The following is a 26,223-nucleotide window of genomic DNA, read 5'->3' on the forward strand; positions in this document are numbered from 1 at the left end:
GTCGTCGCGGGGGACGGCCTCAAATCCCGATTAAATCCCGATGCTCTGCTCGCGCGCGCCCTCGACGGCGATCTTCTCGGCCGCGGCGACGACGGCCGGGGTGGGAGCGTCGGGGGTGACCGCGTCGGCAGTGGCCGCGACCGGAGTGGCCGCCGCCGGCTCGGCGCTGATCTCGTCCAGGCTGCGCCCGGCCGTCTCCGGCACCAGCAGCGTCAGCAGCACGCCCAGCAGCGAGAACCCGGCCGAGAGCTCCAGCGCGCCGGCCGTGCCGAGGTTGCGCTGGATCACCGGGAACAGGAAGACGCCGATGAACGCGCCGACCTTGGCGAACCCGGAGGCGATGCCGTGGGCGGTGGAGCGCACCGCGGTCGGGAAGACCTCCGCGCCCATCACGAACGTGGTGGTGTTCGGCCCGAACTCGGCGAAGAAGTAGCTGATGCCGAACAGGATCAGGAACGGCAGCACCATCGTGGTGATCCCCGGGATCACGCCGATCAGCAGGAACGCCAGCCCCATGAAGGTGAAGCCGATCAACTGAAGCCGGCGGTGACCGATCCGGTCCATGTAGACGGTCGCCAGGTAGTAGCCGGGCGCCGCCGCGACGGTGAAGACGATCAGGTTCAGCCCGAGCGTCTGGGTCAGCGAGTGGGTGCCGCCGCCGAGCACGCTCTTGACGATCAGCGGCGCCGAGACCGAGTTGCCGTAGTAGGCGTAGTCGAACACGAACCAGGCGCCGGCCGTGCCGAGCAGGGTGCGCAGGTGGCGGCGGTTGCGGAGCAGCGAGGACAGGCGCGACGTGCCGGCGGCCGGCCCCGCCTCGGCAGCGCCGCTCGCGAGCACCGCGCCGTCGGTGTAGGAGCTCAGGTGGGCGGCCGCCGCCGCGCCGTCCCCGCGCACCTGCGCGGTGAAGCGCGGGGATTCCGGCATCTTGTGCCGCAGGTAGATCACGCAGGCGGCCGGGATGGCGCCGAAGCCGAGCAGCAGGCGCCAGACCAGGCCGTGGTCCACGCCGGTGCCGAGCAGGATCAGGCCCGCCGCGTAACCCGCCATGGTGCCCAGGGCCTGCATCGAGAAGACCAGACCGACCAGCTTGCCGCGGTTGCTGCGGTTGGAGTACTCGGTCATCAGCACCGCCGAGACCGGGTAGTCGCCGCCCACGCCGACGCCCAGCACGAACCGCGCGGCCAGCAGCCAGGCCAGGCTCGGCGCGAACGCCGAGGCCAGCGCGCCGACGACCATGAGGATCGCCAGCAGCCCGTAGGTGCGCTTGCGTCCGGCGAGGTCCGCGACCCGGCCGAAGAAGAACGCGCCGAGGAACGCGGCGAGCAGCGAGATGGAGTTGATCAGGCCGGTCTGCGCCGTGCTCAGGTTCCACTGGGCCGCGATCAGCGTGCTCGCCGCCCCGACGATGAACAGGTCGTAAGCGTCGGTGAAAAATCCCATTCCCGAGGTGAGCACCGCCCGGCGATGGAACCGGCTGAGCGGCGCCTCGTCCAGAGCAGCGGTGATGCCAGGCGTGGTCGACTCCGCCATGAGCCTTAGCCATCCCATCATGCGTCGATGACCGACGCGCGGCGCGCGCCGGAATTCGGCCTAACGATGAACACGCTGCGTCCAGACGGGAAACGGATGCCAGTGTGACTGCATATTTCAGGGGTACGTCCGGTTAACGGAGGATGAACTTACGGTCAGTGACGACGCGCTCCGATCGCGATGCCACAATGGGGGCCGTGATCAAAGCCGTGATGTTCGACTTCTCGCAGACCCTTCTCCGCTGCGAACCCACCGGTACGTGGCTCGACGCCGGCCTCGCCCGCCTGGGTCTCGAGCTGCCCGCGCCGGAGCGCGACGCGCTGGCCGAGCGCCTCCTGGTGAACGGAGCGATGCCGGGCGGCCCCGAGCCGAGACAGATGAGTGCCGAGATGCAGCGGTCGTGGGACCGGCGCGACTTGACCGCGGAGAGTCATCGCGCGGCTTACGAGGGGCTCACGCACCTCTCGGGCATCCCGGACCCGGCCTTGGCGCGCGTCCTGTACGACCTGCACATGGAGCCGGAGATGTGGCGGCCCTACCCGGACGCCGAGCCGACCCTCGAGGAGCTGCGGCGGCGGGGCATACCGGTGGCGGTGGTCAGCAACATCGGCTGGGACATGCGGCCCGTGTTCGTGCACTTCGGGCTGGACAAGCTGATCGACGTGTTCGTGCTGTCCTACGAGCACGGCGTGGAGAAGCCGGACCCCGCGCTGTTCCAGGTAGCCCTCGACGCCCTCGGCAGCACCGGCCCGGAGACGGTGATGGTCGGCGACAACCCGAGCAAGGACGGCGGGGCGACGGCGCTCGGCTGCGTCTTGCACCACGTCGCGCCCATCCCGGTCGACGAGCGGCCCGACGTCCTCGCCGCGGTCCTGGACCTGCTGGGCTGAGCCGTCAGAAGCCGCCGGCGAGCCTCGTCGTGGCGCTGGAGCCGGCCGCCTGGGCGACGATGGAGTAGCTGTCGGCGGACGCGGTCCAGGCCTGCGCGTCGTGCCGGAAGTCGGCCGAGAAGTCGATGTTGCCCGGCTGGACCTGCTGCCCCGGATTGAGCTGGAACACGTAGGTCAGCGAGCCGTCCGCGTTCCTCGTGGTCGTCTGGTCGAACGCGCCGCCCGCGCCGGAGTTCCACGACTCGGCTTGGGACAGTCCGCTGCAGTCGGCGACAGTGATCGTGATCGTCAGCGCACTGAGTGTCTGCTTGACCGAGGTGACGACTTCCAGCCCGCTCCACGTGTTGTTCCGGCCTTCGCCGGAGGCTGACGCGGACGCCGTCAGCAAGGTGACCGTGGGCGTGCTGGAGGCGATCACAGCTTTCGATGACGAGGAGGCGGCCGAGGGCGTGGCAGAAGCCCGCAACGAGGCGGACGGACTGGCCGACGGGCTGGCGGAGGGTGTCGCGGACATCGTCGCCGTGGCACTGGCGGAACGGCTCGGACTGGCTGCTGAAGCCGACGGCGAAGCACTGTCGCTCACGGCTACCTCGGCCGCGCCGGGCTGTGCGGCCGAGAGCGTCGAGTGCTCCGCCGGTGCGGGAGCGCCGCCCGAACCGGACATCGCGATCGCTCCAGCCGCCACGAGCACGACCACGCCGAGGGCGCCGGCGATCGGAGCGGGCCGGCGGAGCTTGGCGGCGAGCCCGGCCTTCGCCGCGTGGCTCCCGGCCGGACCGGCGTCGACGATTTTGGCGATGACGACGGTCGGCGCGTCCTGCGGGGGTATCAGGGCCAGGCGTTCGGCCAGCAGCGCGCGCACCCGTTCGCCGTCCGGCTCGCCCGCGCCGCTGTCGGCGGCGTCGCCGCCCTGCGGCTGCCGCGCGCGGCGGGCGGCCCGGTCGGCCCGGTCGTGCACGAGCCGCTCCACGATCTCGCCCATGGCCGCCTGGGGCGCCCCGGAGGCGGTCAGCTCCTCCCACCGGCGCCACGCCTCGGCGAACGCGTCCGCCGCGATCTCCTCGGCGACGTCCCGCCTTCCGCACAGCCGCTGCGCCAACAGCCCGACCTCGCGGCGCTGCTCAGCGAAGAACGCGCCGAAGCCGGCCCGGGCCCATTCACCAGCCCCGCCGACCTTGACTCCGTCCATGGCGCAGCACCCTAGCAAGCCGAAGCCGCACATGCATGACCGCTCCACCCCCGCGAGGCAGCCGGAACCGCTCTTCATCAGTTCCGGCGATGCCCCGACCTTCGGCATGGAATCATGGTTCGATGACACTGACGCCGCAGTCCGAGGACTTCTCCGACTACCTCGCCGAAGACGAGATCATCGACCACGGCCACGCGGCGATCCGCGAGCTCGCCGGGCGGCTGCGGCGCGCGGACGCGGAGCAGACCGCGGCGGCGGTGTTCGCCTATGTCAGGGACGAGATCGAGCACTCTTACGACCTCGGGCGGTGGAGCGCGGCGTACCGCGCTTCGGACGTGCTGGCGGCCGGCAGCTCGATCTGCCACGGGCAGGCGCACCTGCTCACGGCGCTGCTGCGGGCCGAGGGGATCCCGACCGGCCTGTGCTACCAGATGCTCACCGCGATGCACGGTCTGGTGGCGGTGCACTGGCCGGCGGGCTGGGTCAGGCTCGACCCACGCAGCCCGGCCGCTGGGTTCGCGACGACGCCGGCGGACGAGCGCCTGGTCTACCCGGACGCGCCGTCCGCGCGGGTCGTCTACGCCTCCGTGCCGGACGATCTCGCGATCTGCCTGTCCAAGGCACAGCCCGATGTCGCGAACTTCGACTACCTGTATAGCGACCTTTCCATCGAAGTCGGCTGAAAACCGGCTATAGGATCCGCCACAGGTGGTCGGCGGTTCCGTTGTCGGTGTACTGGACCACCTGGGCCGAATCCGCGGTCGACATGTTCGAGACGCCCAGGACGAGGCCGCTGTTGTCGTTCTGGATGCGGAACCAGGGGCCGGCGCCAGGCCGCAGGCGCCACAGGTGATCGGCCGTGCCGTTGTCCGTGAACTGGACGACGGCCGCGGAGGCGGACGTGGACATGTTGGACACGCCCAGGACCTTGCTCGAGTTACGATTCTGGATCTTCCACCAGCCGCTCGGATCGCTCACGAAGGTCCACTGGTGGTCCGCGGTGCCGCTGTCGTCGAACTGGACGACCTGGGCCGAATCCGCGGTCGACATGTTCGACACGCCGAGGACGAGGCCGCTGTTCTTGTTCATGATCCGGACCGGGCCGTCCGGGATCAGGGTCCAGATATGGTCGGCGGAGCCGTTGTCGGCGTACTGCACCACGCTCGCCGAGTCGGAGGTCGCCATGCCCGCGACGCCGAGCACGAGGCCGCTGTCGGCGTTGCGGACGCGCAGCCGGCCGTCGCCGTTGTCGATCAGGGACCAGACATGGTCGAGGGTCCCGCTGTCGGCGAACTGGACGACGTTCGCCGAGTTCGACGTGGACATGCCGGAGACCCCCAGCACCAGACCGCTGTCGGCGTTGCGAATCCGGACGTTGCCGTCGCCGTTGTCAATGAACTGCCACAGGTGGTCGGCGGTGCCGTTGTCGTCGAACTGGACGACCTGGGCGCTGTTGGTCCAGGACATGTTCGAGACGCCGAGGACCAGCCCGCTGTTCGCGTTGCGGAGCCGGAACCAGCCGCCGGCCTCGGTCCACGCGGCGCCGGTGGCGGCGGCCGCCGGAAACGCGGTGATGCGCAGGCGGGCCGCACCCATGGGGATGAGCGTCACGTTCCCGGTGGAGGCCGCCTGGATCGGTCCGGAGTCGAGCGGCGTCACCGTGCTCTGATCATCCGCCGTCCAGCCCGGCAACTGGGCAGCGGGCGCGGTGATGCTCACCGGGACGGTCTGCTGGGTGAACGGGCTCGACGGCACCGAGCCTCCGGCGGCGTTGAAGTGCAGCGCGCCGGCCGGATTCGCGGAAGGCAGCGCGAGCGCGTAGTTCCAGGCGGAGGTGGCGTGTACCTCGTACTCCGGGAACTCGGTGGTTCCGGCGAACTGGACGTAGCTCTCGCCCATCTGCAGGGAGTAGTCCAGCGCGCCGTTCGAGACCGAGATGGACCCACCGTTGCCGGCCCAGGTCGTGACGGCCGGGGCGGACGGGAACTGGATGCTCACCGTGTCGCCGTTGCTCCACGTGCGCGAGAGGGAGGTGTAAGCCGGGCCGGCGGGTGCGCTGACCCGCGTGCCGTTGACCGTGATCGTCGGCGAGGAGCACCAGCCGGGCACGCGCAGGTACAGCGGGAACGCGGTCGGCGCGGCGAGAGTGACGGTCAGGGTGATCGTGTCGGTGAACGGATATCCCGTGCTCTCGGCGATGGTCACGGACGTGCCGCCGGCCACCTTGGCAGTGACGGAACAGGGTCCGTACATAGCCGCGCACAGTCCGTTGTCGGGGGTGGCGGCCCACAGCTCCTCGGTGAAGTACGGCCAGCCCATGCCGTAGTTGTGCGGGCAGCAGCGGTACTGGTCGACGCCGGGCATGTAGGCCTGCATCGCGAACGTGTTGCTGAACTGGCCGTGGGTCTTCGCCGTGTTCGACAGATCGATGCTGTTCGCCGAGGTGATGTAGTGGACGCCCTTGCCCCACGGGTCGAGCGCGGCCGGCAGCAGGTTGAACGCCAGCTGCTCGCAGCGGTCGGCCCACACGGGATCACCGGTGAGCCGGTTGAGCAGCTCGTGGCTCGCCATCAGTTCGACGATGCCGCACGTCTCGAAGCCCTGTCGGGGATCCACGTAGCCGGGGCGGCAGTTCTCGTCTCCGGCGAAGCCTCCGCCGGGGAACTGGCCGAACGTGTTCATGATCGAGGTGTAGTTCGTGTACGAGTCCTGCGTCTGGGCGGACTGGCCCGAGCGCTGCGCGTACACGGCCGGCTCGCGGAAACCCTGCGCCAGATTGACGTTGTGCGGCGTGGGCAGGTTGTTCAGCCAGTTCGCGCTGTGCGTGTGCATGGTGTCGGCGAGCGTGAGCAGGAACGCGTCGCCGGTCCGGTTGTAGAGCCAGAAGATGCTGTCGAGGCCGTCGGCGACGCGGTACGAGATCCAGCTCGTGCTGAACACCGAGCCGGATTGCGCGTTCATGTACTTGAAGAACGCGGTCATCGCGGGGATGACGCGGGAGTCGCCGGTGTACTCCTCGTGCGTGCGCAACGCTTGGAGCAGCGGCATGTACGGCCAGAAGTCCGGGCCGCCGTTGAGCGAGGTGCGCAGCGAGGTCGGCCCGAAGAAGCCGTCAGAGGCCTGTGTCGCGAGGATCCCCTGGATCCACGAAGCGGACTTTGACAACGTTGTCGCGTCGCCCGTGACGTAGCCGAGATCGCCGTAGCCGCGCAGCCAGTAGGGCACCTCCTCCCAGCCGATCTGCGAGGGGTTGAGCCAGCCGGTGGTGGCGGTGGCCAGGAAGTGGGAGGTGTCCTGGTACCGGCCGCACAGGCCTTGGAGCTCGAGTTGCAGCTGGCCGGCGAGCCAGCCGGCCGGGGTGACCGCGCCGGGCGGCAGCCGCAGCAGCGCGGTGGGCGAGAGCGGCGAGGCGTTGGGCGGGTAGAGCCCGCCGCGGGCCGGGACGAGCGACCCGGCGGCGGCGGAGGCGGTGGAAGCGCGCAGGGCGGGCCCGGCGGACAGCGCGGCGGCGGACAGCGCGCTCCGGACGATCAGGGTACGACGAGACAAAGGCATGAGTGGGCTCCAGTGCCTGGACAGCCCGATACAACGATGTAAAACCCTCATTGAGGCAACGCACCGCGTAGCGGGCAGGACGAGAGATCAGTACAAGTCCGGTTCGTTGTTAGATCAGCTGAATACAACGATGTAATGCTCTCATTGAGGCATCGTTGCGCCGCGGCGTCAAGCACATGCGGCGGCCCGCTTCCTCGGCCGCGTCCGGTGCGGGAACCGGGACGTGGCCGAGGAAGCGGGCCGCTGAGCCCTGAGCAGCGTGGACCGGCTCAGGAGCCGCGAGTGGTCATCGCGGTGGCCTTGGAGCCCTGTGTCGCACCGGGGCCGACTGCACCGATCGCATTCACCGCACCGATCGCATACTTCTGATTCGGTATCAACAGCGCCACGAGAGCGCCGATGCCGGCGACCGCCGCCGAAACACCCATCGCCGTCGTGAATCCGTCTGAGAAGCTCCGCGCCGAGACATAGCTGCCCGAGGCCGCGAAAACGGCGACGCTCAGCGCCGTGCCGAACAAAGCACCCGACTGTCGCAGCATGCTAAAGACGCCGGACGCCTGGCCGATCTCGTGTGGCTGCACCGCGCCGACCACCGCCTTCTGCACCGGCGGGATCACCGTCGAGATGCCCGCGCCGGCGGCGATCAGCGCCGGTAGCATGGCCGTATACGAGCCCTGCGGCCCGGCCTGCAGCGCGATCGCGGTCAGGCCGGCCGCCACCAGGGCCAGACCGCCCGCGACGAGATGGCGCTCCCCGACCCGGTCGGCCAGGCGCCCGGAGACCGGGCCGAAGACGAGCAGCGTCGCCGAGAAGGGCACCATCCTGGCCCCCGCCGCCATCGCCCCGCAGTGCAGAACCGTCTGGAAATACTGCGCCAGGAAGAACAGCAGCCCGTACATCGCCGCGGTCAGTGCGAAACTCGCGACGTTCGCCGCCGAGAAGGCGCGATGGGTGAACAAGCGCATCGGGATCATCGGGGCGGCGGTGCGGCGTTCCCAGAGGACGAACGCGACGATCAGCACCACCCCGCCGGCCAGTGCCCCGATCGTCTGCCCTGACGTCCAGCCCACGCTGTCGCCGCGGACAAGGGCCCACACCAGTCCGAGCGCGCCCAGTGTCGTGAGGACGGCGCCGACGAGGTCGAGACGCGCCTGCGGGCCGTGTGTCTCCCGCATCTTCAGGACGACGCCCGCGATGACGGCGACGCCCACCGGGACGTTGACGCGGAACAGCCACTGCCAGGCCAGGCCCTGGGCCACGACGCCGCCCACGAAGGGCCCGCTGGCGGTCGCCAGCCCGATGATGCCTGCCGAGATACCCATGGCGCGGCCGCGTTCCCGGGGCGGGAACGCGGCGCCGAGCTGGGCGACGGCCAGCGGCATGATGACGGCCGCCCCGACGCCCTGCACGGCCCGGGCCGCGATCAGCTCCGCAATGGTCTGCGACAGGCCGCAGGCCGCCGAGGATCCGGTGAACAGGACCAGGCCGGCGAGGAAGGTCTTGCGGCGCCCGAAGCGGTCGCCCAACGCCGACGCCGGCAGCATGAGGACCGCGAAGGTGAGGATGTAGGCGCTGACGGTCCATTCCAGCGATTCGACGGACGCGGCCAGGCTTCGCTTGATGGTGGTCAGGGCGGTGGTGACGATGGTGCCGTCGAGCGCGATCATGAAGGCGGCCGACGAGGTGAGGGCCAGGATCCAGCGTTGTGCCGACGTCATCGGGGACTTCTCGTCCACTGCGGTGTTCATGTCGGTACTGACCGCGCCCGGCCCGGGAAAACGTCGCTTTTTCACCGACCATTCTCCGGCTCGGGGCGAGTCAGTACCAAGAAGGGCCCGATCCGGCAGGCGCCCTCGAACATGGGAGGTAGCGAGAATGACCACCGTGACGGATGAATCCGGGACGGTCGCGCCGGTGAACGGCGGCCGGGCGCGAGAGCGGCCCGAGGACGAGTTCGAGGCGCTGGCGGCTCCCTACCGGCCGGAGATCCTCGCCCTGTGCTACCGCATGCTGGGGTCCATCCACGACGCCGAGGATCTCGTGCAGGAGACCTACTTGCGGGGCTGGCGGTCCTACGACCGTTTCGAGGGCCGGGCGTCGCTGCGGACCTGGCTGTACCGCATCGCCACCAACGCCTGTCTGACAGCCCTCGAACATCGCGCGCGGCGACCGCTGCCGACCGGGATCGGCGCTCCGAGCAGCGAGCCGGAGGGCGATCTGAGCGCGGTGCCGCCGGAGATCCTCTGGCTGCAGCCGCTTCCCGACTCCCTGCTCGCCGTCGACGCGTCGGCCGCCGACCCGGCGTCCGTCGTCGCCGCGCGGGCCGGTCTGCGCCTCGCCCTCGTCGCCGCGCTGCAGTGGCTGCCGCCCCGGCAGCGTGCCGTCCTGATCCTGCGCGACGTGCTGGCCTGGCGCACCGCCGAGGTCGCGCAGCTGCTCGGCCTGACCGACACGGCCGTCAACAGCCTCCTTAGACGCGCCCGCACCCGGCTGGCCGACGTCGCTCCGGACGCCGACGACGTATGTGAGCCGAGCCAAGCCGAACAGCGCGAGATTCTCGACCGCTGGGCCAAGGCCTTCGTGGACGCGGACATCGACGCGCTCATGGAACTGTTGACCGAGGACGCGATCTGGGAGATGCCGCCGCAGCCGATGTGGTTCCAGGGGGCTGAGATGATGCGGCGGCTGCTTTCGTTCCGGCTGCGGCAGTTCGGCCGGTACCAGCGGATGATCCCGACGTCAGCCAACGGCCAGCCCGCGTTCGCGGTCTACCGGGTGGCCGCGGACGCGCAGGCGGGCACGCTGTCCGCCGGCTCGCTGCAGGTCATCACCTTCCGTGGCAACCGGATCGCGAAGGTGTCGGCCTTCCGGACGCCGAGCCTGGTCGGCCTGGCCGGGCTGCCGCTGGAGATCGAAGCCTGATCATCCTCGGGTCCCCGCGCGAGGACGACCTGCTGAAAATGATGATGCGAAGGACTATGGGTTCGGCCCAAGATGTCCCGGTGACGAATCTTGACGAGGACCTGATCGCGCTGCGCCGCGAGATCCACAGCCGTCCCGAGCTCGCCGGCGAGGAGCGGGAGACGGCCGGGTTGGTCGCCGAGCAGTTGCGGGCAGCCGGTCTCGAGGTGACGACCGGCGTCGGCGGGCACGGGATCGTCGCAGTGCTCGATGCCTCGGCAGGACCGACGGTGGGGTACCGGGCGGACATGGACGCCGTCGATGCGCAAACGAACGTGCTGCCCTTCCCGCTCTCGGACCGGACTTTCGACGACGGCTTCGCCTCACGCGTCCCCGGCGTCGCGCACCTGTGCGGCCATGATCTGCACACCGCGATCGGCATCGGCGTCGCGCGGACCCTAGCGCAGAACACTGAGTCGCTGCGCGGGCGGCTGGTGTTCGTCTTCCAGCCGGCCGAGGAGAACCTGCAGGGCGCGCGGGCGATGCTGGAGACCGGCTTGGTGCAGAAGCACGCGCCGAGCGAGTTCTACGCGGTGCACTGCGCGCCGTTCCCCGCCGGCACCATCACGGTGTCCCCGGGTTACGGCCTGCCCGGACTCGACCACATGCGGATCATCCTGCCGGCCGGTGACGACGCGGCGGCCGCCGCCGTCGCGGCCGAGGTGGACAAACTCGGCACGGTCGTCTTCCCGCGGAGCATCGACGAGTACAACTCCCGCTTCCGCGCTGTCCTGGACCCGGAGATCGCCGCGTCGATCCAGGAGTCGATCTGCGTCGCCCAGTGGACCGAGCAGCCAGAGGGCGCGCAGCCCATCCCCAACGTGATCCTGCGAGTCTGGCCTCAGGAACTGCATACCGAGCTGCGCCAGCAGGTCGAGCAGATCGCCGCGGCCGTAGGCGGGCACGTCGAGTTCCCCGGTGATCCGTTCCCCGCCATGGTGAACTCGGCCGAGCTGAGCACGGCGGCCGGCCGCTACCTGAGCGCGGCGCTCGGCCCCGAGTCAGTGGCCTGGTGTGGGGCGTCCTGGCCGTTCAACTGCGAGGACTTCGCGCTCTTCCTGCACCAGGCGCCCGGCGCGCAGTTCTATCTCGGCGTCGCGGACGCCGAGTCGGGGATTAACGGCGCACCGCACACCCCCGACTTCGCCGCGGACGAGCGTGCGATCGGCCACGGCGTGCGCGCGATGTCCGGCCTGCTGACCGACCGACTGGCGACCCTGTCGGCCGACGTGGCGGACGGCCGCCGCGCCTAGAGCGACTTGATGATCGGCTGGGTGCTGGTGGGGCGTGGTGGCTTGTCGGGTCGGGTGGTCGTCGGGCTGTGGGCGGCCGCTTCGCGTCGCCCGGTTTGTCTGACCACCCGCCCACCCGTCGCGTCGGCGGGGAGGGCTGGGGTTCCAAGATCTCGCCTCCGGCTGGGGCCCTTCCTCGGAGAGAATGCCGGGGTCCTTCGGGTGCTGTCGTTTGTGGGGCGGGCTGGGGTTCGGGGTGGTCGGGTGCCGGGGGTGTGCTCTCTCCTCGGTCGGTCCCCGGAGGCAATCAGGAACCTGCCGGGAGGTCAAGCGGCGGAGGTTTTCACTGATGGTCGATTGTGCATCGCGCCGCTTGACCTCCCGACAGAACCCTGATCGGGCTTCGCCTGCCCGACCGAGGAGAGAGCACACCCCCTGAGAGATCAGGGGGCTGCGCTCGCTCTGCGGGTGGGGGAAGATGTGTCTGGGCCGCCCGATACGCCGATCTTTCCTTGTTGCTTTGATCTCGACCCTGAGAATGGTGCATGGGCCTGCGTGGTATTGCGGTTTGTGTCAGGCCGACCGCCAGTGGCGGCTCGGCGGGAGCACGTGTGTCAGGATAGTTACCTCTCAAGGCCCTGTGGGCGGCCCACCCCCTTCGATTGGTCTGGGAAAGTGGGTGCGACGGTGGCGAAGACGGTCGTGCACGACGAGGTTCTCTATCTGCGCGCGGCGGGTGTGGATGTCGGCAAGCGGTTCGTGGTGGTGTGCGTGCGCACGCCCAATCCGCGCCGGTCGGGCACCTGGGCGTTGGAGACCGAGCGGTTCGACACGGTTCCCGGCGAGATGCGGCGGCTGGCATCCTGGCTCCTCGAGCGCGCGGTGGAGGTGGTCGCGCTCGAGGCCACGTCGGATTACTGGCGGTGCGTGTTCTACCCGCTCCAGGACGCCGGGCTGAACCTGATGCTGGTCAACCCGGCGCACATGCGCGGGATCAAGGGGCGCAAGTCCGATCCGTCGGACGCGGCGTTCCTGGCGAGGGCGGCGGCCTCCGGGATGGTGATGGCCTCCTTCGTGCCCGAGCGCGTGGTACGGGAACTGAGGGAGGTGACCCGCCGGCGCACCGAACTGGCCACGGAACGCGCCAGGGAGATCAACCGGTTGGAAAAAGAGCTGGAGGACACTGGGATGAAACTGACCTCGGTCCTGACCGACGTGACCGGGGTCAGCTCCCGAAGGGTCCTGGCCGCCCTGATCAACGGGGAACGCGACCCGGCCGGGCTGGCCGACCTCGCGGTGGCCGGCGCCCGCAAGAAGATCCCCGCCCTGATCGAGGCCCTGGACGGCACGTTCACCGACCACCACGCCCGCATGTGCACCCACTTCCTGGCCCAGATCGACCACTTGGCCGGTCTGATCGCCGAACTGGACGGGTGGATCGCCGACCTGCTGCGGACCGCACAGCGCGAGCGGGACCTGGCCAACCTCGACACCATCCCCGGCATCGCCCTGAACGCCGCCCAGGTGATCATCTCGGAGACCGGCGGGGACATGGCCTACTTCTCCACCCCCAAACACCTCTCCTCCTGGATCGGGGTGTGCCCCGGGATGAACGAGTCCGCAGGGGTCAACAAGTCCGCGCACATCCGCCGCGGCAACGCCAACCTCAAACGGATCCTAGGCGTCGCGGCCATGGCGGCGATCAAACAGAAGGACACCTACTACGCCGCCTACTACCGGCGCCTAGCCTCCCGCCGCGGCAACCAGCGCGCCCTGGTCGCCGTCATGCACAAAATCGTCATCGCGATCTGGCACATCCTGCACGACCACATCCCCTTCCACGAACTCGGCGCCGATGCCCTGACCCGACGCGACCCCCAACGAACGATCCGCCAGATCACCCGCCAGGCCAACGCCCTGGGCCTAACCGTCCGCTTTGACCCGATCGAAGCCTGACCCGGAACCAACCCGACCCCGCTCCGACCTGCACGTTACGTTCATCTTCGTGTCAGGAAGTGGTGCGAGCTGCGCTCGGGCCGAGTCCCATCCCGTGGCCCGGTCGCGCTCCGTGCGGAAGAATCCTGCATCGCCGTTCTGGTCCGTTCTCCTCTTCTCTCCTACTTCAACGCGGGGGAACGCGCCCGAGTTCCCCGGAAATATCCTCGATTTTCCTTAACCAGCAAAGGCCGGATACGCGTCTTTTGTCGGTAGCGGCGTTTAGCATGGAAACGTACGAGGTTGTCAGGGCTCGTGACCGGAGGGGTAAAGGACGGAGTGGCTGGGCAGATGGCGTCAGAAGTGTGGCTCAAGGCGGCGCACGATTTCCCTTCGGGGTGCGACCGGGCCACGCGATCCTGTGCAGTTGTGAGCACGGGGTGGACCGGATCAGGGCGATGCTGAATCCTTCCGCATCGAACGGGGCCGGCCTGCGGGATTCTGCCGCGAGGCCAGGGATCGAGGCCGGTCGCACCAAAGCGGTGCAGGATTCAGCAGCAAGTGCGAACCAGACGCCGATGCCCTCGCACGGATCAAGGATCGGGATGGCAGGGCCACGACGATGCAGGATTCTTCCGCATCGAGCACGACCCGACCACCGGACGGGATCCGGCCCGAGCGCAGCTCGCACCACTCCCCCAGGGGGTGGGCTCTCTCCTCGGTCGGGCAGGCGAAGCCCGATCAGGGACCTGCCGGGAGGTCAAGCGGCACGCTGCAGGATTCACCACCAACCAAAGCCACCGCCACTTGACCTCCCGGCAGGTCCCTGATTGCCTCCGGGGACCGACCGAGGAGAGAGCACACACCCGCAACCCCACCACCCAAAACCCCAGGCCGCCCCACCAACCACACCACCCCACAGAACCCGGCACTCTCTCCGAGGAAGGGCCCGCCAGCGGCGCCTTTGATCTTGAAACCGCGGGCCGCCCCACCAACGCAACGGGTGGGCGGGTGGAAACGAACCCGGGCGACGCGAAGCGGCCGCCCACACCCCGACGACGACCCCGACCCGACAAGGCACTACGCCCCCACGAGCACTCAGCTGATCATCAATTCGCAGAAGTATCAGTCCCCTGCGGCGAGGTTGGGGTCCGCGGGGCCGCCGATGACGGTCCAGCTGGTACCGGTGCCCGAGTACTGGTCGACGCTCGTCGGGCCGGTCGGGCCCTCGACCACGCCGTACAGGCTCGTCGCGCTCTCGACCTCCGGGAACGGGCCGGTTCCGGAGGCGATCAGCGACCAGGTGTTCGGGGTGCCGGCGTACTCGAAGATCTGGTTGCCGGCCGTGCTGTAGTCGTACACGTATACGCCCTGATCGCCACCGACGAGGTTGATGATGTCCTTGCCGGTGGTCAGGATCGGGGTCCAGGTCGTGCCGCTCGTCCATTCGGAGACGCTGGTGAGGTTGTCATCCGCGCGGTATATCACCCCGTTGCCGACGGCGAAATCCCAGCCGTGGCCGCCGATGTCGGACCAATCCCCCGGCGTGCCGTTGTAGTGCCAGACGTCACCGGACGAGTTGGTCGACTGGGCTGTCGCGATCACGCCGTCGGTGCCCGCGTAGATGTCCTGGGCGGTCCCGCCGATGACGGTCCAGCTGCCGGGCGTCCCGTTCCACTCGGCCACGTAGGCGCCGTTGGGGCCGAGGCCGTAGAGATGGCCGCCGCCTTCGGCGAACTCCTTGCCGGGCCCGCCGATCTCGGTCCAGCTGTTCGGCGTGCCGCTGTACTCCCAGATGTCGCCCGAGCTCGGGTCGGTCGCGAACACCCCCGCGGACCCGGCGTACACGCGGCTGGCCGGGCCGCCGATGACGGTCCAGCCGGAGCTCAGACCCATCCACTCGGTCACGTAGCTGTCGGTCGGGCTGAGCGCGAACACGGTCTGCTCGGTCCACGGGACGCGGATCCGGCCGGTCACGGTCGTGGTCGCGGCTTGGCTGGTGCCGGTCGCCGTGGTGAACGCGATCGCGGTCGCGATCGCCGTCGCGAGCACTGTAGTTCTCTTGTGATGCACTGAGTTGTGATGCACGGCAGTCCCCTCCTGCGGTACGAATATGCCCAGCCAGCGTTCCGCTCCCGGACCGTCTCGTCGTGAGTAACCCGTACTCAATTGCGTGGCGAGGTCGCGGCGAGGTCAGCCGAGCGCGCGGGTCAGCTCTCCACGGCTGCTGACGCCCAACTTGGCGTAGGTGCGCTGCAGGTGGTTCTGCACGGTACGCACCGACACGTGCAGTGCCTCGGCGATGTCTCGGCTGGATATGCCGTGCGCGGCCATCTGGGCGATCTCGCGTTCGCGCTCGGTGAGCGACGCAATGGCCTGTGATGCCTGGAGCAGCGGGGTGCGTGGCCGGTCGATGCCGCATCGTTCCAAGTGACGGCGAGCTTCCTGGGCGGCTGCCGCGGCACGGCGGGAGTCGCCCGATCTCGCATACGCGGCTGATGCCGCAGTGGCGGCCTCCGCCGCCAGCAGATCTGCGCCGAGCGCGGCGGCCTCGTTTGCGGCGGCGAGCAACGCAGTCGGCTCGTCGGCAGCCAACGCGGCAGCCAGGTGCGCGAGGGCCGGGACGAGCGCGCCGTCAAAGACCTCTGCGATCTGTGCGAGCCGGGGAGCTGCCTGCGCGGCATCACCCAAGCGCGCTGAGTCGGTGAGCAGAAGCGCCTCACCAAATATCAGGCCACTGGCACGTGCCCGCTTGGCCGCGTCGATCAGCAGTGCGCGGCTCGTGGACGGCGCGTCGCGGCGAGCAGTGTGCAGCCAGGCCGCGGCGAGCGTGTTCCAATGAACGTAAGCATTCTGAGTCGGGTACGCGTTCGCCTCGGCAGTGGCCGTTTCGGCGGCCTCGACGTCGCCGAGCAACGCCGCGGAAAGCGCCAGGCCGACCAGAGCCAGGTTCATCGCGCTGGTGCCGGCGAGCGCGCGGGCCAGGGCGGCGACCTCCGCGAACCAGCGGCGCGCGTCCGCGACTCGGCCGGCCAGCAGCTCGAGGTAGCCGAGATAGACGATCATCCAGACGCGGATGGCCGGCGCGTGCGCCTCGTCCAGTTGGCTGATCGCCTCCTCCGCTGTCGCGCGCGCCTGGTCGAAGCGTCCCGCGGCGGTCAGCGCGACGACCCCGGAGATCAGCTGCGACGCCGGGTGGGCGAAGAGCACCTGGCCCGCGATCCCTTGATGGGCCCGGTAAGCGCGCTCGGCCCAGGCCAAGGCCTCGGTGGTGCGCCCGACGTGGGAGAGCCCGGCCGGGATGGCCGAGGCCGCGTTCAACCAGGCGACCGGGTCGTCGGAGTCCGCGACGTCCTCAGCGAGATCCTCGAGCAGCTCCAGGCCGCGCCGGGGATCGCCGGCGCTGATGCGCATCGTGCCCTCAACGTGACGCAGGCTCTTGAGACAGGCCGGGTCGACGACGCGTTGCCGAGCCGATTCGAAGAGCTCGAAGGTGCCGCGGTGGTCGCCTTCGCCCCAGAAGCGGTTGGCCGCGCGCGCCATCGTGACGGCGAGGAACCCCTGCTCGTCGGTCGCGGCGGACGCGGCCGCGGCGAGGACCGCGTCGGCCTGCGCCGCGTCGCCGAGCTGCCACAGCACCTCGCCGAGCATGACGCGGGTGGACGTCGTGTGGTCGTTCTCGCCCAGCGCCTGAAGCAGGCTGCGCGCCTGCACGTAGTCGTGGGCGTGGCGGGCCAGCGCGGCCGCTTCGATGAGCAGGGCGGGCTCGGCGTGACCGGTCGCCTCGAGCTGCCACGCCGCGATCCGGCGGGTGTCCAAGCCGTGCGCGGCGCCGCCGGACCGGACCCGATCCGCCTGCTCCAGCAGGATTCTCCGGCTGCGCAGCGGCGCGAGGCCGGCACGGATCACCTCGGCGTACAGGGGGTGCGCCAGCGACACCTCCGTACCGCCGCGGTCGGTCCGGGTGCGGATCAGTCCGGCCGACTCCAGGTCGAGAAGCACGTCCATCCCGGCCACGGCCTCGGCGTCGGCCAACGGCACCGGCTCGCACAACGCCAGCAGCTCGAGGACGGCTCGGCCACGCGGCCCGGCGGCCTGCAGTCGCGCACCGATCAGCTCGACCAGGCGCGGGGTCCCGGCCATCCGCCCTTCGGCCAGTTCCCAGATCTCGCCATCGCCGGTCAACGCGCCCGCCGTCAGCGCGCCGGAGACGAGCTCCCGTAGATACAGGGCATTGCCACCGCTCGAGTCGTACAGCCTGCGCACCGTGTGCCGACCCACCGCGCCGCCGAGCGCGGCCCGCACCACCTGCTCGACCTGGTGCAGATCGAACGCCGCGAGGTCGATCCGGCACACCGCGTCGTCCGTACACAGCAGCTGAACCGCCTCGTTGACCGGCTCCCCGGCACGCGCCGTGCCGATCAGCCGGATCGAGCCGGCGTCGAGCAACTGCCGCAGCAGGATCGCGGAGGCCGCGTCCAGCCAGTGCAAGTCATCGATCATCACCACGCGGGCCCGGCCCGACCCGCCGAGGACGCTCGCGACCTGTGCGAAGCCGCGTACCGGATCGGCCAGATCCACGCCGGTCGGCAGCAGGTGCGCGATCGCGCCCAACGGCACCCGGGCCGCGGCCGCCGATGCCGTGGCCCGGCCCTGCGGCGCCCCGCCCCGCACGGCCTGCGCGAGGAACTCCTCGGCCAGCCGGGTCTTGCCGACGCCCGGCGCGCCGAACACGACCACGGACCGCCCTCGAGCGGTGCCCCAAACCCGGCTGAACGCGCCCAACTCCGGCGCACGGGCGGTCAACGGCCACAGGGACAGCACATCCACGACAGACTCCCGCGCCCACGCCCGAAACGAGCCGCTGGGCCCACCGCCGGGCGGCAGCTGGAATGGTACGGCTTTTCCGCACGCCCCGGGCCGTGACGAGGCAACTCAGGACGCGGCCGCCGACCCTGTCACCGCGCTTTGCTTGAATGAGCGAATGGAGAACCTCGAAGACCTGATCCGCCGTTGGTTTCAGGGCTGGTGCGCTTCCCGGCACCTACCCGAAGCGGAGCCGGCCGATGACGGGCTGTGGATCAACTGCAAGCAGCCCAACCGCGAGTTCGAGGTCTTCACTCTGCACGCCGACGACGACCCGCCGTCCGTCTCCCGCCTCGCGGCGCAGGTGCTCGCCAAATCGGAGCGCACCTGGCTGACGGCGGCGACCAGGCACCTCGCGCAGACGTCGGAGGCCATCGAAGCGACCGGCCTCGTGCTGCTTCAGCGGGAAGAGTGGTTCATGGGCGTCGACCTGACCGAGCAGCCGCTCAAGCCGCTCGATTCGGAATACACCAGCGACGTGAAAGCCGACGGTTCCGCCGTCGCCGTCGAGATCTACGACCGAGCCGGTGAGCTCGCGGCCCGCGGCCAGCTCGGCATCGCCGGCGACGATGCCGTCCCGGACCGAATAGAGACCATGCCCGGCCACCGGCGACGCGGTCTGGGCAGCGTGGTGATGGGCATGCTGGCGGCTGAAGCGCTGGCGCGCGGCGCACATACCGGGCTGCTGATCGCCAGCCCTGATGGGCAGCAGCTGTACTCCAGGCTCGGCTGGGCCCGCATCGCGGATGTGGTGATCGCCGGCAACACCGTCAACGTCTGAGAACAGGGCAGGTCAGCGGGCGGTCCGTGGCAGCGTGGCAGCCGGCACGAGCTGTGGAATGTCCCAGCGCCCTCAGGCGTTGGGTGATCTTGTGAAGCGCATCGGTTTTCTCTCGTTCGGGCACTGGTCGGATGGGCCGGGATCGCAGGTGCGATCTGCCGCGGACAGCCTGCTGCAGTCGGTCGAGCTCGCGGAGGCGGCCGAGGAGCTGGGCGCGGACGGCGCCTACTTCCGAGTGCACCACTTCGCCAACCAGCTCGGCTCGCCGTTCCCGCTGCTCGCGGCGATCGGCGCGCGGACCTCGCGGATCGAGATCGGCACCGCCGTCATCGACATGCGTTACGAGAATCCGCTGTACATGGCGGAGGACGCGGGCGCCGCCGACCTCCTCGCGGGCGGGCGACTGCAGCTCGGCATCAGCCGGGGATCACCCGAACAGGTGATCGACGGCTGGCGCTACTTCGGCTACCAGCCGGCGGAGGGCCAGGACGAAGCGGACATGGCCCGCGAGCACGCGCGGGTCTTCCTCGACGTACTTGGAGGCCAGGGCTTCGCCAAGCCGAACCCGCGGCCGATGTTCCCGAACCCGCCGGGGCTGCTGCGGGTCGAGCCGCACTCCGCGGGCCTGCGGGAGCGCATCTGGTGGGGCGCCGCGTCCCGCGCGACTGCGCAGTGGGCAGCCGAGCAGGGGATGAACCTGCAGAGCTCCACGCTGGTCGCGAACGACTCGGCGAGCGGCCACGGAACGCCGTTCCACGTCACCCAGGCCGAGCACATCCAGGCCTTCCGGGACGCCTGGGCCGCGGCCGGCCACGAACGCGAGCCGCGGGTGAGCGTGAGCCGCAGCATCTTCCCGCTGCTCGACGCCCAGGACCGGATGTACTTCGGCGGGCGAGGCGAGGACGAGGACCAGGTCGGCTACATCGACCCGCAGACCCAGGCGATCTTCGGCCGCAGCTACGCGGCCGAGCCGGACAAGCTGGTCGAGCAGCTGCGCCGGGATGAGGCTGTCGCGGCCGCCGACACGCTGCTGCTGACCGTCCCGAACCAGCTCGGCGTCGCGTACAACGCCCACGTCATCGACGGGATCCTGCAGCACGTCGCGCCGGCGCTGGGATGGCGGTGAGCGCGCCGGGCGCAGTATAGTCGAGCCCTGATGTACGCTGAAACCATGATGCATCAGGATGATCCCGAGTGGGAACGACGGCGGGAGATGCTCAGGGCCCTGACGGAGGCGTATCCGGGCCCGATCGCCTGCGCGGCCGCGGTCCCGCCGGGAACCACAGTTTCGTGGGGAAACCAGCACGAGAACGACCTGCCTTACAGCGCGCAGGCGCGGTATCGGGACGCCGAGCGCGGCACTTGGCTTCAGGTGCGCACCGTGCGTCCGCCGGCCGATCCGCCGCCGGTCATCCTCACGGTGGAGAGCACGATGGTGACCCTTCTCAACTTCCGCACGACTCGGGAGAACGAGCGCGACCGCGGCGGCCCCCGTCGGCCGACGCCCAGCCGGGACGAGTCCCGCACTCGCACGTTCGCGGCCCGCGAAGAGGACGAGCGGACACCCGAACGTGCGAGCGAGGTCATCGTGGACGGCATGCCGATCCCGGCCCGGCGCAAGGACTTCCCCGACTGCGCGGTACTCCATTTCGACTGGACGGACGGCACCCACGTCTGGTGCGCCGGGGCCGCGGAGGCGATCGACGCTCTCGCGCTGCGGTCCGAGGACCGCATGCCCCATCACGGCCCCGATCGCCGGCCGCCTCAGTCGACCTGAAAGAGCATCACTTGGTACCGATTTGCACCGGAGTGGCGCCTGCCGGGGCAGTGACGTGCACCGGAACGCCGTACTGCGAGAAGGTGATGGAGACGTCCGAGACACCCACGACCGTGGGCGGCTTCGGCGTGGCCAAGGCCTTGATGGTGAAATCGACGGCGTGGACGTGTCCGTCGGCCACGCCCACGGTGGCGGTACCGGTCGCGGTGTAGCCGAGGAACGTGCCAGCGGACGTGGACTGCGCCTTACGCGTGATGGTGAACTTCCACGTGTCGACCTCACCGGACCCGGTGCCGCTGCGCCCCACATGGGTCGCCTGGCCGTCCGCTTCCAGCTGCTTGAGGACGGCCGCCGGGTCGGCGGTCAGGCCCGCGAGGGCGTTGTTCGAGTCGTCGCCGCACGGCATGACCAGCCACTGCGCGCCGGCGACGGGCTGGGAGTAGCAGGTGTCGCCGATCCGGATCGTCTGCCCGTCCGTGGTCGACTTGACGTAGCCGTCGCCGGTGGACGGGTCGGAGGCGCCCTCACTGGACGCCCTGCGCACCTCCCCGCCGTCGGCCTTGGGCACGGTGGACTTGACGGCCACCGAGAAGTGGAACGGACTGGCGTCGGTGCGCTCGGCCGCGAGCGAGAGTGAGATCGGTCCGGTCGGGGCGGCCTGGCTGCCGGAGGGCGCGCCGGCTGCGGCGGAGTGCGCGGCGCCGTACCCGGGGGCGGTCGCCGCGAACACGGCGACTGCGCCGATCCCCGCCACGGCGGCCGTGCCGGCGAGCGCCGCGCGGGTGCGCCGGTTGCGGTGTCCCCGGCCGAGCAGGGTGCTGACGGGCGGGGCGCCGGGGGTGACGCGGTCGGCCAGCTCGTGCAGGCCCGCGGTCAGTGCTTCGTCCCGGTCTGTCATATCAGGCTCCTCATCTTGTCGTCTTCGTCGAAGGCAGGGCTCAGGTGCCGGCGCAGCGCGGCCAGGGCTTTCGCGTTCTGGCTCTTGACTGTGCCGACCGAGCAGCCGAGCACCGCGGCGACCTGCTTCTCGCTCAGGTCCTCGAAGTGCCGCAGCACGGCGACGGCGCGCTGCCCGGCCGACAGGAGCATCAGTGCCCTGCGAAGTTCCTCGGCGCCCTCCCGCTCCCCCGGCCAAAGCTCGGGGGTCGCGGGCAGGCCGCGGCCCGCGGCCGCGTCCCCGGTCTCGGGCGGGGCGTCCACCAGGTGTTCCCGGCGCGTCCGGCGCCACCGGCTGACGTTGCCGTTGGCCAGCATCCGCCGGACATAGGCGTTCGGGTCGCCGATCACGGACAGCCGCCGCCAGCGCGCGTAGAGCTTGACCAGCGTGTCCTGGACGAGCTCTTCGGCCGCGTGTTCACTGCCGGTGAGCAGATAGGCCAATCTGAGATAGCGATCCCAGTTCGCCGCGACGAATGCCGCGTACTCGGTGTCGGTCATGCACCTCACACGCCGAACCGTGCGGAAAGGTTGTCGCCCGCGGGAAAGAGAATTTCGAGCCCTGCTTCGAAGACGGTCTAGAGGTCGTGCGGCGTCACGAAGTGCACAAGACGAGCGGACCCGGCGGCGAGCTGGTCCCAGCGGCCGGACCATGCGAACACTGCGACCGAGGCGGTGGGGAACTTCTCCCGCAGGTGGTCGTTCTCGCGGCCCGCGACCTCGCCGGAGAGCGTGAGGGCGAGAATCTCGAGGCCGGGGTTGTGTCCGATCACGAGCGTCGTCCCCGCCTCGGCCGGAGCGCTCGCGATCACGTCCAGCAGCTCGAGCGCGGTGGCGCCGTAGACGCGCGGTTCGAACGTGGTCGGCGGAGTTCCGGCGAGCTCGCCCTTCACCAGCTCCCAGGTCTGGCGCGTCCGCAACGCGGTGGAGCAGAGCACGTGGTCGGGCCGGAAGCCCGCCTCGCGCAGCCAGCGGCCCATCGCGGGCGCGTCGCGGCGGCCGCGGTCGGCCAGCGGACGCTCGTGGTCGGGGACATCCGCGGGCCAATCGGACTTGGCGTGCCGCAGCAGTACCAGCGTCCTGTTTTTCGTCTCGCTCACACTCCCAGTGTGGCGCACCAAGCAGTGCCGGAGCCCGAGCGGGCCCCGGCACTGCGTGTCCGGCGGGTGCGGACCGGTCAGATCAGCGCCGGCTGCTGCCGCGGCGCGTCGTCGTGCGCCGCGTCGAGCGCCGCCTCACCGGATTCGGCGCCGTGGTCGCCCTGCTGGCCGTGCCGCGGGAGCAGGAACGCCAGCAGGAAGGACAGGGCGGTCAGGCCGAGCGAGATCTCGCCGATCAGCTTCGCCGCGTGCACGGCGGGTGCAGCCGCCGACCCGGCATGCGCGCCGAAGGCGTTGAAGAACACGGTGCCGAGCACCGCGACGCCGAGCGCGGCGCCGAACTGCTGGACGCACTCGAGCACGCCGGAGGCCGAACCGAGCTGGTCCATCCGCACCTCGCCCACCACCAGGTCGAAGAGCGGGACGAAGATCGCGCCCATGCCGAGACCGTAGACGGCCAGCGGTGCGGTCATGTCCCAGCCGGTCACGCCCGCGCCGGCCGAGCCGAGCACCAGCAGGAAGCCGACCGTGGCCACACCCATCACGCCCAGCCCGAGGTGCAGGATGCGCCGGCCCAGCTTCAGCCCGATCGTGCTGCTGAGCGCCGAGCCGACGAACGCGCCGCAGGCCATGGACAGGGCGGTGAGGCTGGCGTGCATCGGGCTGTAGCCGAGGCCGAGCTGCAGGAACAGCCCGAAGCTGAGGGAGAAGCCGACGACCACGCCGAAGAACGCGAGGATGAAGGCCAGACCCGAGGTGTAGGAGCGGTTGCGGAACACGCCGAGGTCGATCAGCGGGGTGCCGCCGCCCTTGCCGAGCAGCCGCTGGCGCAGCACGAAGCAGGCGAACACCGGCACGCTCGCGCCCATCATCAGGAAGGACCAGGCGGGCCAGCCCGACTCGCGGCCCTGGATCAGCGGGTAGATCAGCAGGGTCATCGCGCCGCCGCCGAGCACCGTGCCGACCAGGTCCAGCCGGGAGCCGCGGGCCGAGGGCGCCGTGTCGGGCAGCACGCGCCGGCCGACCAGCAGGGTGTAGCCGCCCAGCAGGAGGTTGATGAGGAAGATCGCGCGCCAGCCGGTACCGAGCAGGTTCGCGTCGAGCAGGACGCCGGCCAGCACCGGGCCGAGGATCGTGGACAGTCCGATCGCCGGGCCGAAGATCCCGAACGCCTTGGTCAGCTCCGGCCCCGGGAACAGCTCCCTGAGCAGGCCGAAGGTCTGCGGCACCATCATCGCCGCGGCCAGCCCCTGCACCGCCCGGAACCCGATCAGCGAGGCCGGAGACCAGGCGAAGGCGCAGGCCACCGAGACCGCGGTGAAGGCGACCGAGGAACCGAGCAGCATCCGGCGCCGCCCCACCACGTCGCCGAGGCGGCCGCCGAGGAGCAGCCCGGAGGCCAGCGCGAGGGTGTAGGCGGCGGTGAACCACTGCAGGGTGGCGGTGCCGCCGCCGAGCGAACGGTGGATCTCCGGGCCGGCGATGTTGAGCACGGTCGCGTCGAGCAGGTCCATGAGCGTGGCGGCCAGGATCGCGCTCAGCCCGAGCCACTTGCGGTCAGTGGGGTTCGTCGTCATGTGTTCCACGGTAGGGGGCAATCAGGCAAGCTCCGTTCCTGATTGTGCGCGAGAATCGAACCATGTTGGAAACCTCGGCTCGCCTGCTGCGTCTGCTCTCCCTGCTGCAGACCCCCCGTGACTGGACCGGCCCCCAGCTCGCCGAGCGCCTCGGTGTCAGTGCCCGTACGGTACGCAACGACGTGGAACGGCTGCGCAGCCTCGGCTATCCCGTGCACGCCACCCGCGGCGCGGTCGGCGGCTACCGGCTCGGCGCCGGCGCGCAGCTGCCGCCGCTGCTCCTCGACGACGAGGAGGCCGTGGCGGTCGCGGTCGGGCTGCGCACCGCGGCGTCCGGCTCGATCTCAGGGATCGAAGAGACCTCGCTGCGCGCGCTGGCGAAGGTGGAGCAGGTGCTCCCGTCCCGGCTGCGGCGCCGGGTCAACGCGCTGCAGACGTACGTCGCCTCCGTGGCCGCGGCCGAGAACCAGCCACGGGTGGACGCGAACGTGCTCACCGAGCTGACCGCGGCCTGCCGCGACCGCGAACTCGTCCGCTTCGCCTACCAGGACCGCGGCAAATCCGAGAGTCGCCGCGTCGCGGAACCCTACGGCGTCGTCAACTGGGGACGGCGCTGGTACCTGGTCGCCTGGGACCGCGACCGCGCGGACTGGCGCACCTTCCGGGTCGACCGGATGACGCCCGGCTTCCCGGCCGGCCCTCGGTTCGCCCCACGCGAACTGCCCGACGAGGACCTGGCCCGCTACGTCTCGGCACGCGCGTCGGCCGCGCCATGGCGGCTGGCGGCGCAGATCACGGTGCACGCACCGGCCGAGAAGGTGGCCGAGCGCGTGCCCGGCTACGTCGGCCCGATCCGCAGCGTCGATCCCGATACCTGCGTTTTGAGCACGGGCAACGACAATGCGGAGATGTTGGCCGCCTATCTCGGCATGATCGGGTTCGACTTCACCGTGACCGAGCCGCCGGAACTGGTCGAGGCGGTGCGCGTGCTCGGCGAGCGGTATTCCCGGGCGGTGTGAAGGCTTTCGGTGCCCAGCACGTTCAGCAGCGCCAGCGCCTCGGCGCCAGGAGAGCCGGGCGGCGCGGTGTAGAGCACGAGGTGCTGGTCGCTGTCGGTGAGCGAGAGCGCGTCGCACTCGACGGTGATCTCCCCGACGACCGGGTGGCGGAACGTCTTCGTGTGGATGGGCGCGCCCTCGACCTCATGGCGCTCCCAGAGCCGGACGAACTCCGGGCTGCCCTCGCGCAGCTCCCGGACGAGGCCGGTCACCGCGGGATCAGCCGGGTAGCGGGCGAGCATGGCGCGCAGCTGCTGCGCGACGTGGTGGCGGAACTCGGCCGGGTCGGAGATCTGATAGAGCGCCCTGTCCCCGCGGGTCGGGCCGAGGAACGCCTTGCGGGCCAGGTTGCGCTCGCGCGGAGCGATGCGGGAGAAGTCCGTCATCAGCGCGGCCGCGAGATCGTTCCAGGCGAGCACGTCGAAGACGGCTGAGGTCACGATCGCCGCGGTCAGCGGAAGCCGCTCGATCAGCGCGAGAATGCTCGGACGCACGTCGCGCCGGTAGAGCCCGGTCCGGGCCGGGGCCGTGCCGGCCAGGACGTGCACGTGCTCTGATTCCGGCTCACTCAGCCGCAGCGCGTCCACGATCGAGGCGAGGACCTCGCCGGACGGACGCGGCGCCCGGCCCTGCTCGAGCCGGATGTAGTAGTCGGTGGAGATGTGCGCGAGGACGGCGACCTCCTCGCGGCGCAGCCCCGGCGTCCGCCGCCGCGGGCCGGACGGCAGCCCGACCTCCTCCGGCCGCAGCCGCTCGCGCCGGCTGCGCAGGAACGCGCCGAGTTCCTTCTTCTGCATACCGCCGATTCTCCTCCTTCGGCCGCCGCGCATCCT

At 70.4% G+C, this 26,223-nt stretch carries 20 protein-coding genes; 9 read left to right on the plus strand and 11 right to left on the minus strand.

Annotated elements, in window-relative coordinates:
- Positions 1 to 30: 30 nt before the first annotated feature.
- Positions 31 to 1,533: an MFS transporter gene (locus ACTRO_RS13455; RefSeq protein ID WP_063627993.1), complete on the minus strand. Its 1,503-nt coding sequence runs from the start codon at positions 1,531 to 1,533 to the stop codon at positions 31 to 33.
- 188 nt (positions 1,534 to 1,721) lie between these two features.
- Here ACTRO_RS13455 and ACTRO_RS13460 point away from each other — a divergent pair, with 188 nt between their 5' ends.
- On the plus strand, positions 1,722 to 2,423 hold the full coding sequence (locus ACTRO_RS13460; protein WP_342673726.1) for an HAD family hydrolase: 702 nt from the start codon (positions 1,722 to 1,724) through the stop codon (positions 2,421 to 2,423).
- A gap of 4 nt (positions 2,424 to 2,427) precedes the next feature.
- Here the strand turns inward: ACTRO_RS13460 and ACTRO_RS13465 are convergent, their stop codons facing one another.
- A complete protein-coding gene (locus ACTRO_RS13465) occupies positions 2,428 to 3,612 on the minus strand; it encodes an RNA polymerase sigma factor (protein ID WP_034263457.1) in 1,185 nt (394 codons plus the stop codon).
- A 122-nt stretch (positions 3,613 to 3,734) separates the two neighbouring features.
- Here ACTRO_RS13465 and ACTRO_RS13470 point away from each other — a divergent pair, with 122 nt between their 5' ends.
- On the plus strand, positions 3,735 to 4,295 hold the full coding sequence (locus ACTRO_RS13470; RefSeq protein ID WP_051450787.1) for a transglutaminase-like domain-containing protein: 561 nt from the start codon (positions 3,735 to 3,737) through the stop codon (positions 4,293 to 4,295).
- A 7-nt stretch (positions 4,296 to 4,302) separates the two neighbouring features.
- Here ACTRO_RS13470 and ACTRO_RS13475 read toward each other — a convergent pair whose 3' ends face one another.
- On the minus strand, positions 4,303 to 7,167 hold the full coding sequence (locus tag ACTRO_RS13475) for an RICIN domain-containing protein (RefSeq protein ID WP_034263458.1): 2,865 nt from the start codon (positions 7,165 to 7,167) through the stop codon (positions 4,303 to 4,305).
- 269 nt (positions 7,168 to 7,436) lie between these two features.
- The gene (locus ACTRO_RS13480; RefSeq protein ID WP_245594371.1) at positions 7,437 to 8,915 is read right to left on the minus strand and encodes a DHA2 family efflux MFS transporter permease subunit; all 1,479 of its coding nucleotides are present in this window, start codon (positions 8,913 to 8,915) and stop codon (positions 7,437 to 7,439) included.
- A 127-nt stretch (positions 8,916 to 9,042) separates the two neighbouring features.
- Here ACTRO_RS13480 and ACTRO_RS13485 point away from each other — a divergent pair, with 127 nt between their 5' ends.
- From ACTRO_RS13485 to ACTRO_RS13495, 3 genes are all read left to right on the plus strand, one after another.
- Positions 9,043 to 10,089, plus strand: coding sequence for a sigma-70 family RNA polymerase sigma factor (locus tag ACTRO_RS13485; RefSeq protein WP_084316235.1), 1,047 nt, complete (start codon positions 9,043 to 9,045; stop codon positions 10,087 to 10,089).
- A gap of 80 nt (positions 10,090 to 10,169) precedes the next feature.
- A complete protein-coding gene (locus ACTRO_RS13490; protein WP_211244229.1) occupies positions 10,170 to 11,381 on the plus strand; it encodes a M20 metallopeptidase family protein in 1,212 nt (403 codons plus the stop codon).
- Between the two features lie 666 nt (positions 11,382 to 12,047).
- Positions 12,048 to 13,316 carry an IS110 family RNA-guided transposase gene (locus ACTRO_RS13495; RefSeq protein ID WP_211244230.1) on the plus strand — a complete coding sequence of 423 codons (1,269 nt, stop codon included), beginning with the start codon at positions 12,048 to 12,050 and terminating at the stop codon, positions 13,314 to 13,316.
- Positions 13,317 to 14,420: 1,104 nt separating this feature from the next.
- On the opposite strand, the gene ACTRO_RS13500 is transcribed toward ACTRO_RS13495, so the two are convergent.
- On the minus strand, positions 14,421 to 15,383 hold the full coding sequence (locus ACTRO_RS13500) for a hypothetical protein (protein ID WP_157436153.1): 963 nt from the start codon (positions 15,381 to 15,383) through the stop codon (positions 14,421 to 14,423).
- A gap of 105 nt (positions 15,384 to 15,488) precedes the next feature.
- The gene (locus tag ACTRO_RS13505; RefSeq protein WP_211244231.1) at positions 15,489 to 18,125 is read right to left on the minus strand and encodes a LuxR C-terminal-related transcriptional regulator; all 2,637 of its coding nucleotides are present in this window, start codon (positions 18,123 to 18,125) and stop codon (positions 15,489 to 15,491) included.
- Positions 18,126 to 18,279: 154 nt separating this feature from the next.
- Between ACTRO_RS13505 and ACTRO_RS13510 the strand changes: the two genes are divergently transcribed.
- The 3 genes from ACTRO_RS13510 (at position 18,280) to ACTRO_RS13520 (ending at position 20,719) form a co-directional block, all read left to right on the plus strand.
- Entirely contained in the window at positions 18,280 to 18,942 is a 663-nt protein-coding gene (locus tag ACTRO_RS13510) for a GNAT family N-acetyltransferase (protein ID WP_034263461.1), read from the plus strand.
- A 91-nt stretch (positions 18,943 to 19,033) separates the two neighbouring features.
- Positions 19,034 to 20,068, plus strand: a complete 1,035-nt coding sequence (locus ACTRO_RS13515) for an LLM class flavin-dependent oxidoreductase (protein WP_034263462.1) — start codon at positions 19,034 to 19,036, stop codon at positions 20,066 to 20,068.
- Positions 20,069 to 20,113: 45 nt separating this feature from the next.
- Positions 20,114 to 20,719 carry a hypothetical protein gene (locus ACTRO_RS13520; protein WP_157436157.1) on the plus strand — a complete coding sequence of 202 codons (606 nt, stop codon included), beginning with the start codon at positions 20,114 to 20,116 and terminating at the stop codon, positions 20,717 to 20,719.
- A 7-nt stretch (positions 20,720 to 20,726) separates the two neighbouring features.
- On the opposite strand, the gene ACTRO_RS13525 is transcribed toward ACTRO_RS13520, so the two are convergent.
- From ACTRO_RS13525 to ACTRO_RS13540, 4 genes are all read right to left on the minus strand, one after another.
- The gene (locus ACTRO_RS13525; protein WP_034263464.1) at positions 20,727 to 21,617 is read right to left on the minus strand and encodes a hypothetical protein; all 891 of its coding nucleotides are present in this window, start codon (positions 21,615 to 21,617) and stop codon (positions 20,727 to 20,729) included.
- Entirely contained in the window at positions 21,614 to 22,156 is a 543-nt protein-coding gene (locus tag ACTRO_RS13530; protein ID WP_051450788.1) for a SigE family RNA polymerase sigma factor, read from the minus strand. Before ACTRO_RS13530 ends, ACTRO_RS13525 begins: the two co-directional genes overlap by 4 nt.
- 77 nt (positions 22,157 to 22,233) lie before the next feature.
- The gene (locus ACTRO_RS13535; RefSeq protein WP_034263465.1) at positions 22,234 to 22,755 is read right to left on the minus strand and encodes a SixA phosphatase family protein; all 522 of its coding nucleotides are present in this window, start codon (positions 22,753 to 22,755) and stop codon (positions 22,234 to 22,236) included.
- 77 nt (positions 22,756 to 22,832) lie between these two features.
- A complete protein-coding gene (locus tag ACTRO_RS13540) occupies positions 22,833 to 24,332 on the minus strand; it encodes an MFS transporter (protein WP_063627994.1) in 1,500 nt (499 codons plus the stop codon).
- Between the two features lie 62 nt (positions 24,333 to 24,394).
- Here ACTRO_RS13540 and ACTRO_RS13545 point away from each other — a divergent pair, with 62 nt between their 5' ends.
- Positions 24,395 to 25,351 (plus strand): helix-turn-helix transcriptional regulator, encoded by a 957-nt coding sequence (locus tag ACTRO_RS13545; protein WP_034263467.1) that lies wholly within the window; start codon positions 24,395 to 24,397, stop codon positions 25,349 to 25,351.
- Here the strand turns inward: ACTRO_RS13545 and ACTRO_RS13550 are convergent.
- Complete coding sequence (locus tag ACTRO_RS13550) at positions 25,252 to 26,187, minus strand: helix-turn-helix transcriptional regulator (RefSeq protein WP_084316237.1); 936 nt, start codon at positions 26,185 to 26,187, stop codon at positions 25,252 to 25,254. The two genes, ACTRO_RS13545 and ACTRO_RS13550, sit on opposite strands and share 100 nt — an antisense overlap.
- Positions 26,188 to 26,223: the final 36 nt, after the last annotated feature.

This window comes from Actinospica robiniae DSM 44927 (assembly GCF_000504285.1).
Taxonomy (GTDB): Bacteria; Actinomycetota; Actinomycetes; order Streptomycetales; family Catenulisporaceae; genus Actinospica; species Actinospica robiniae.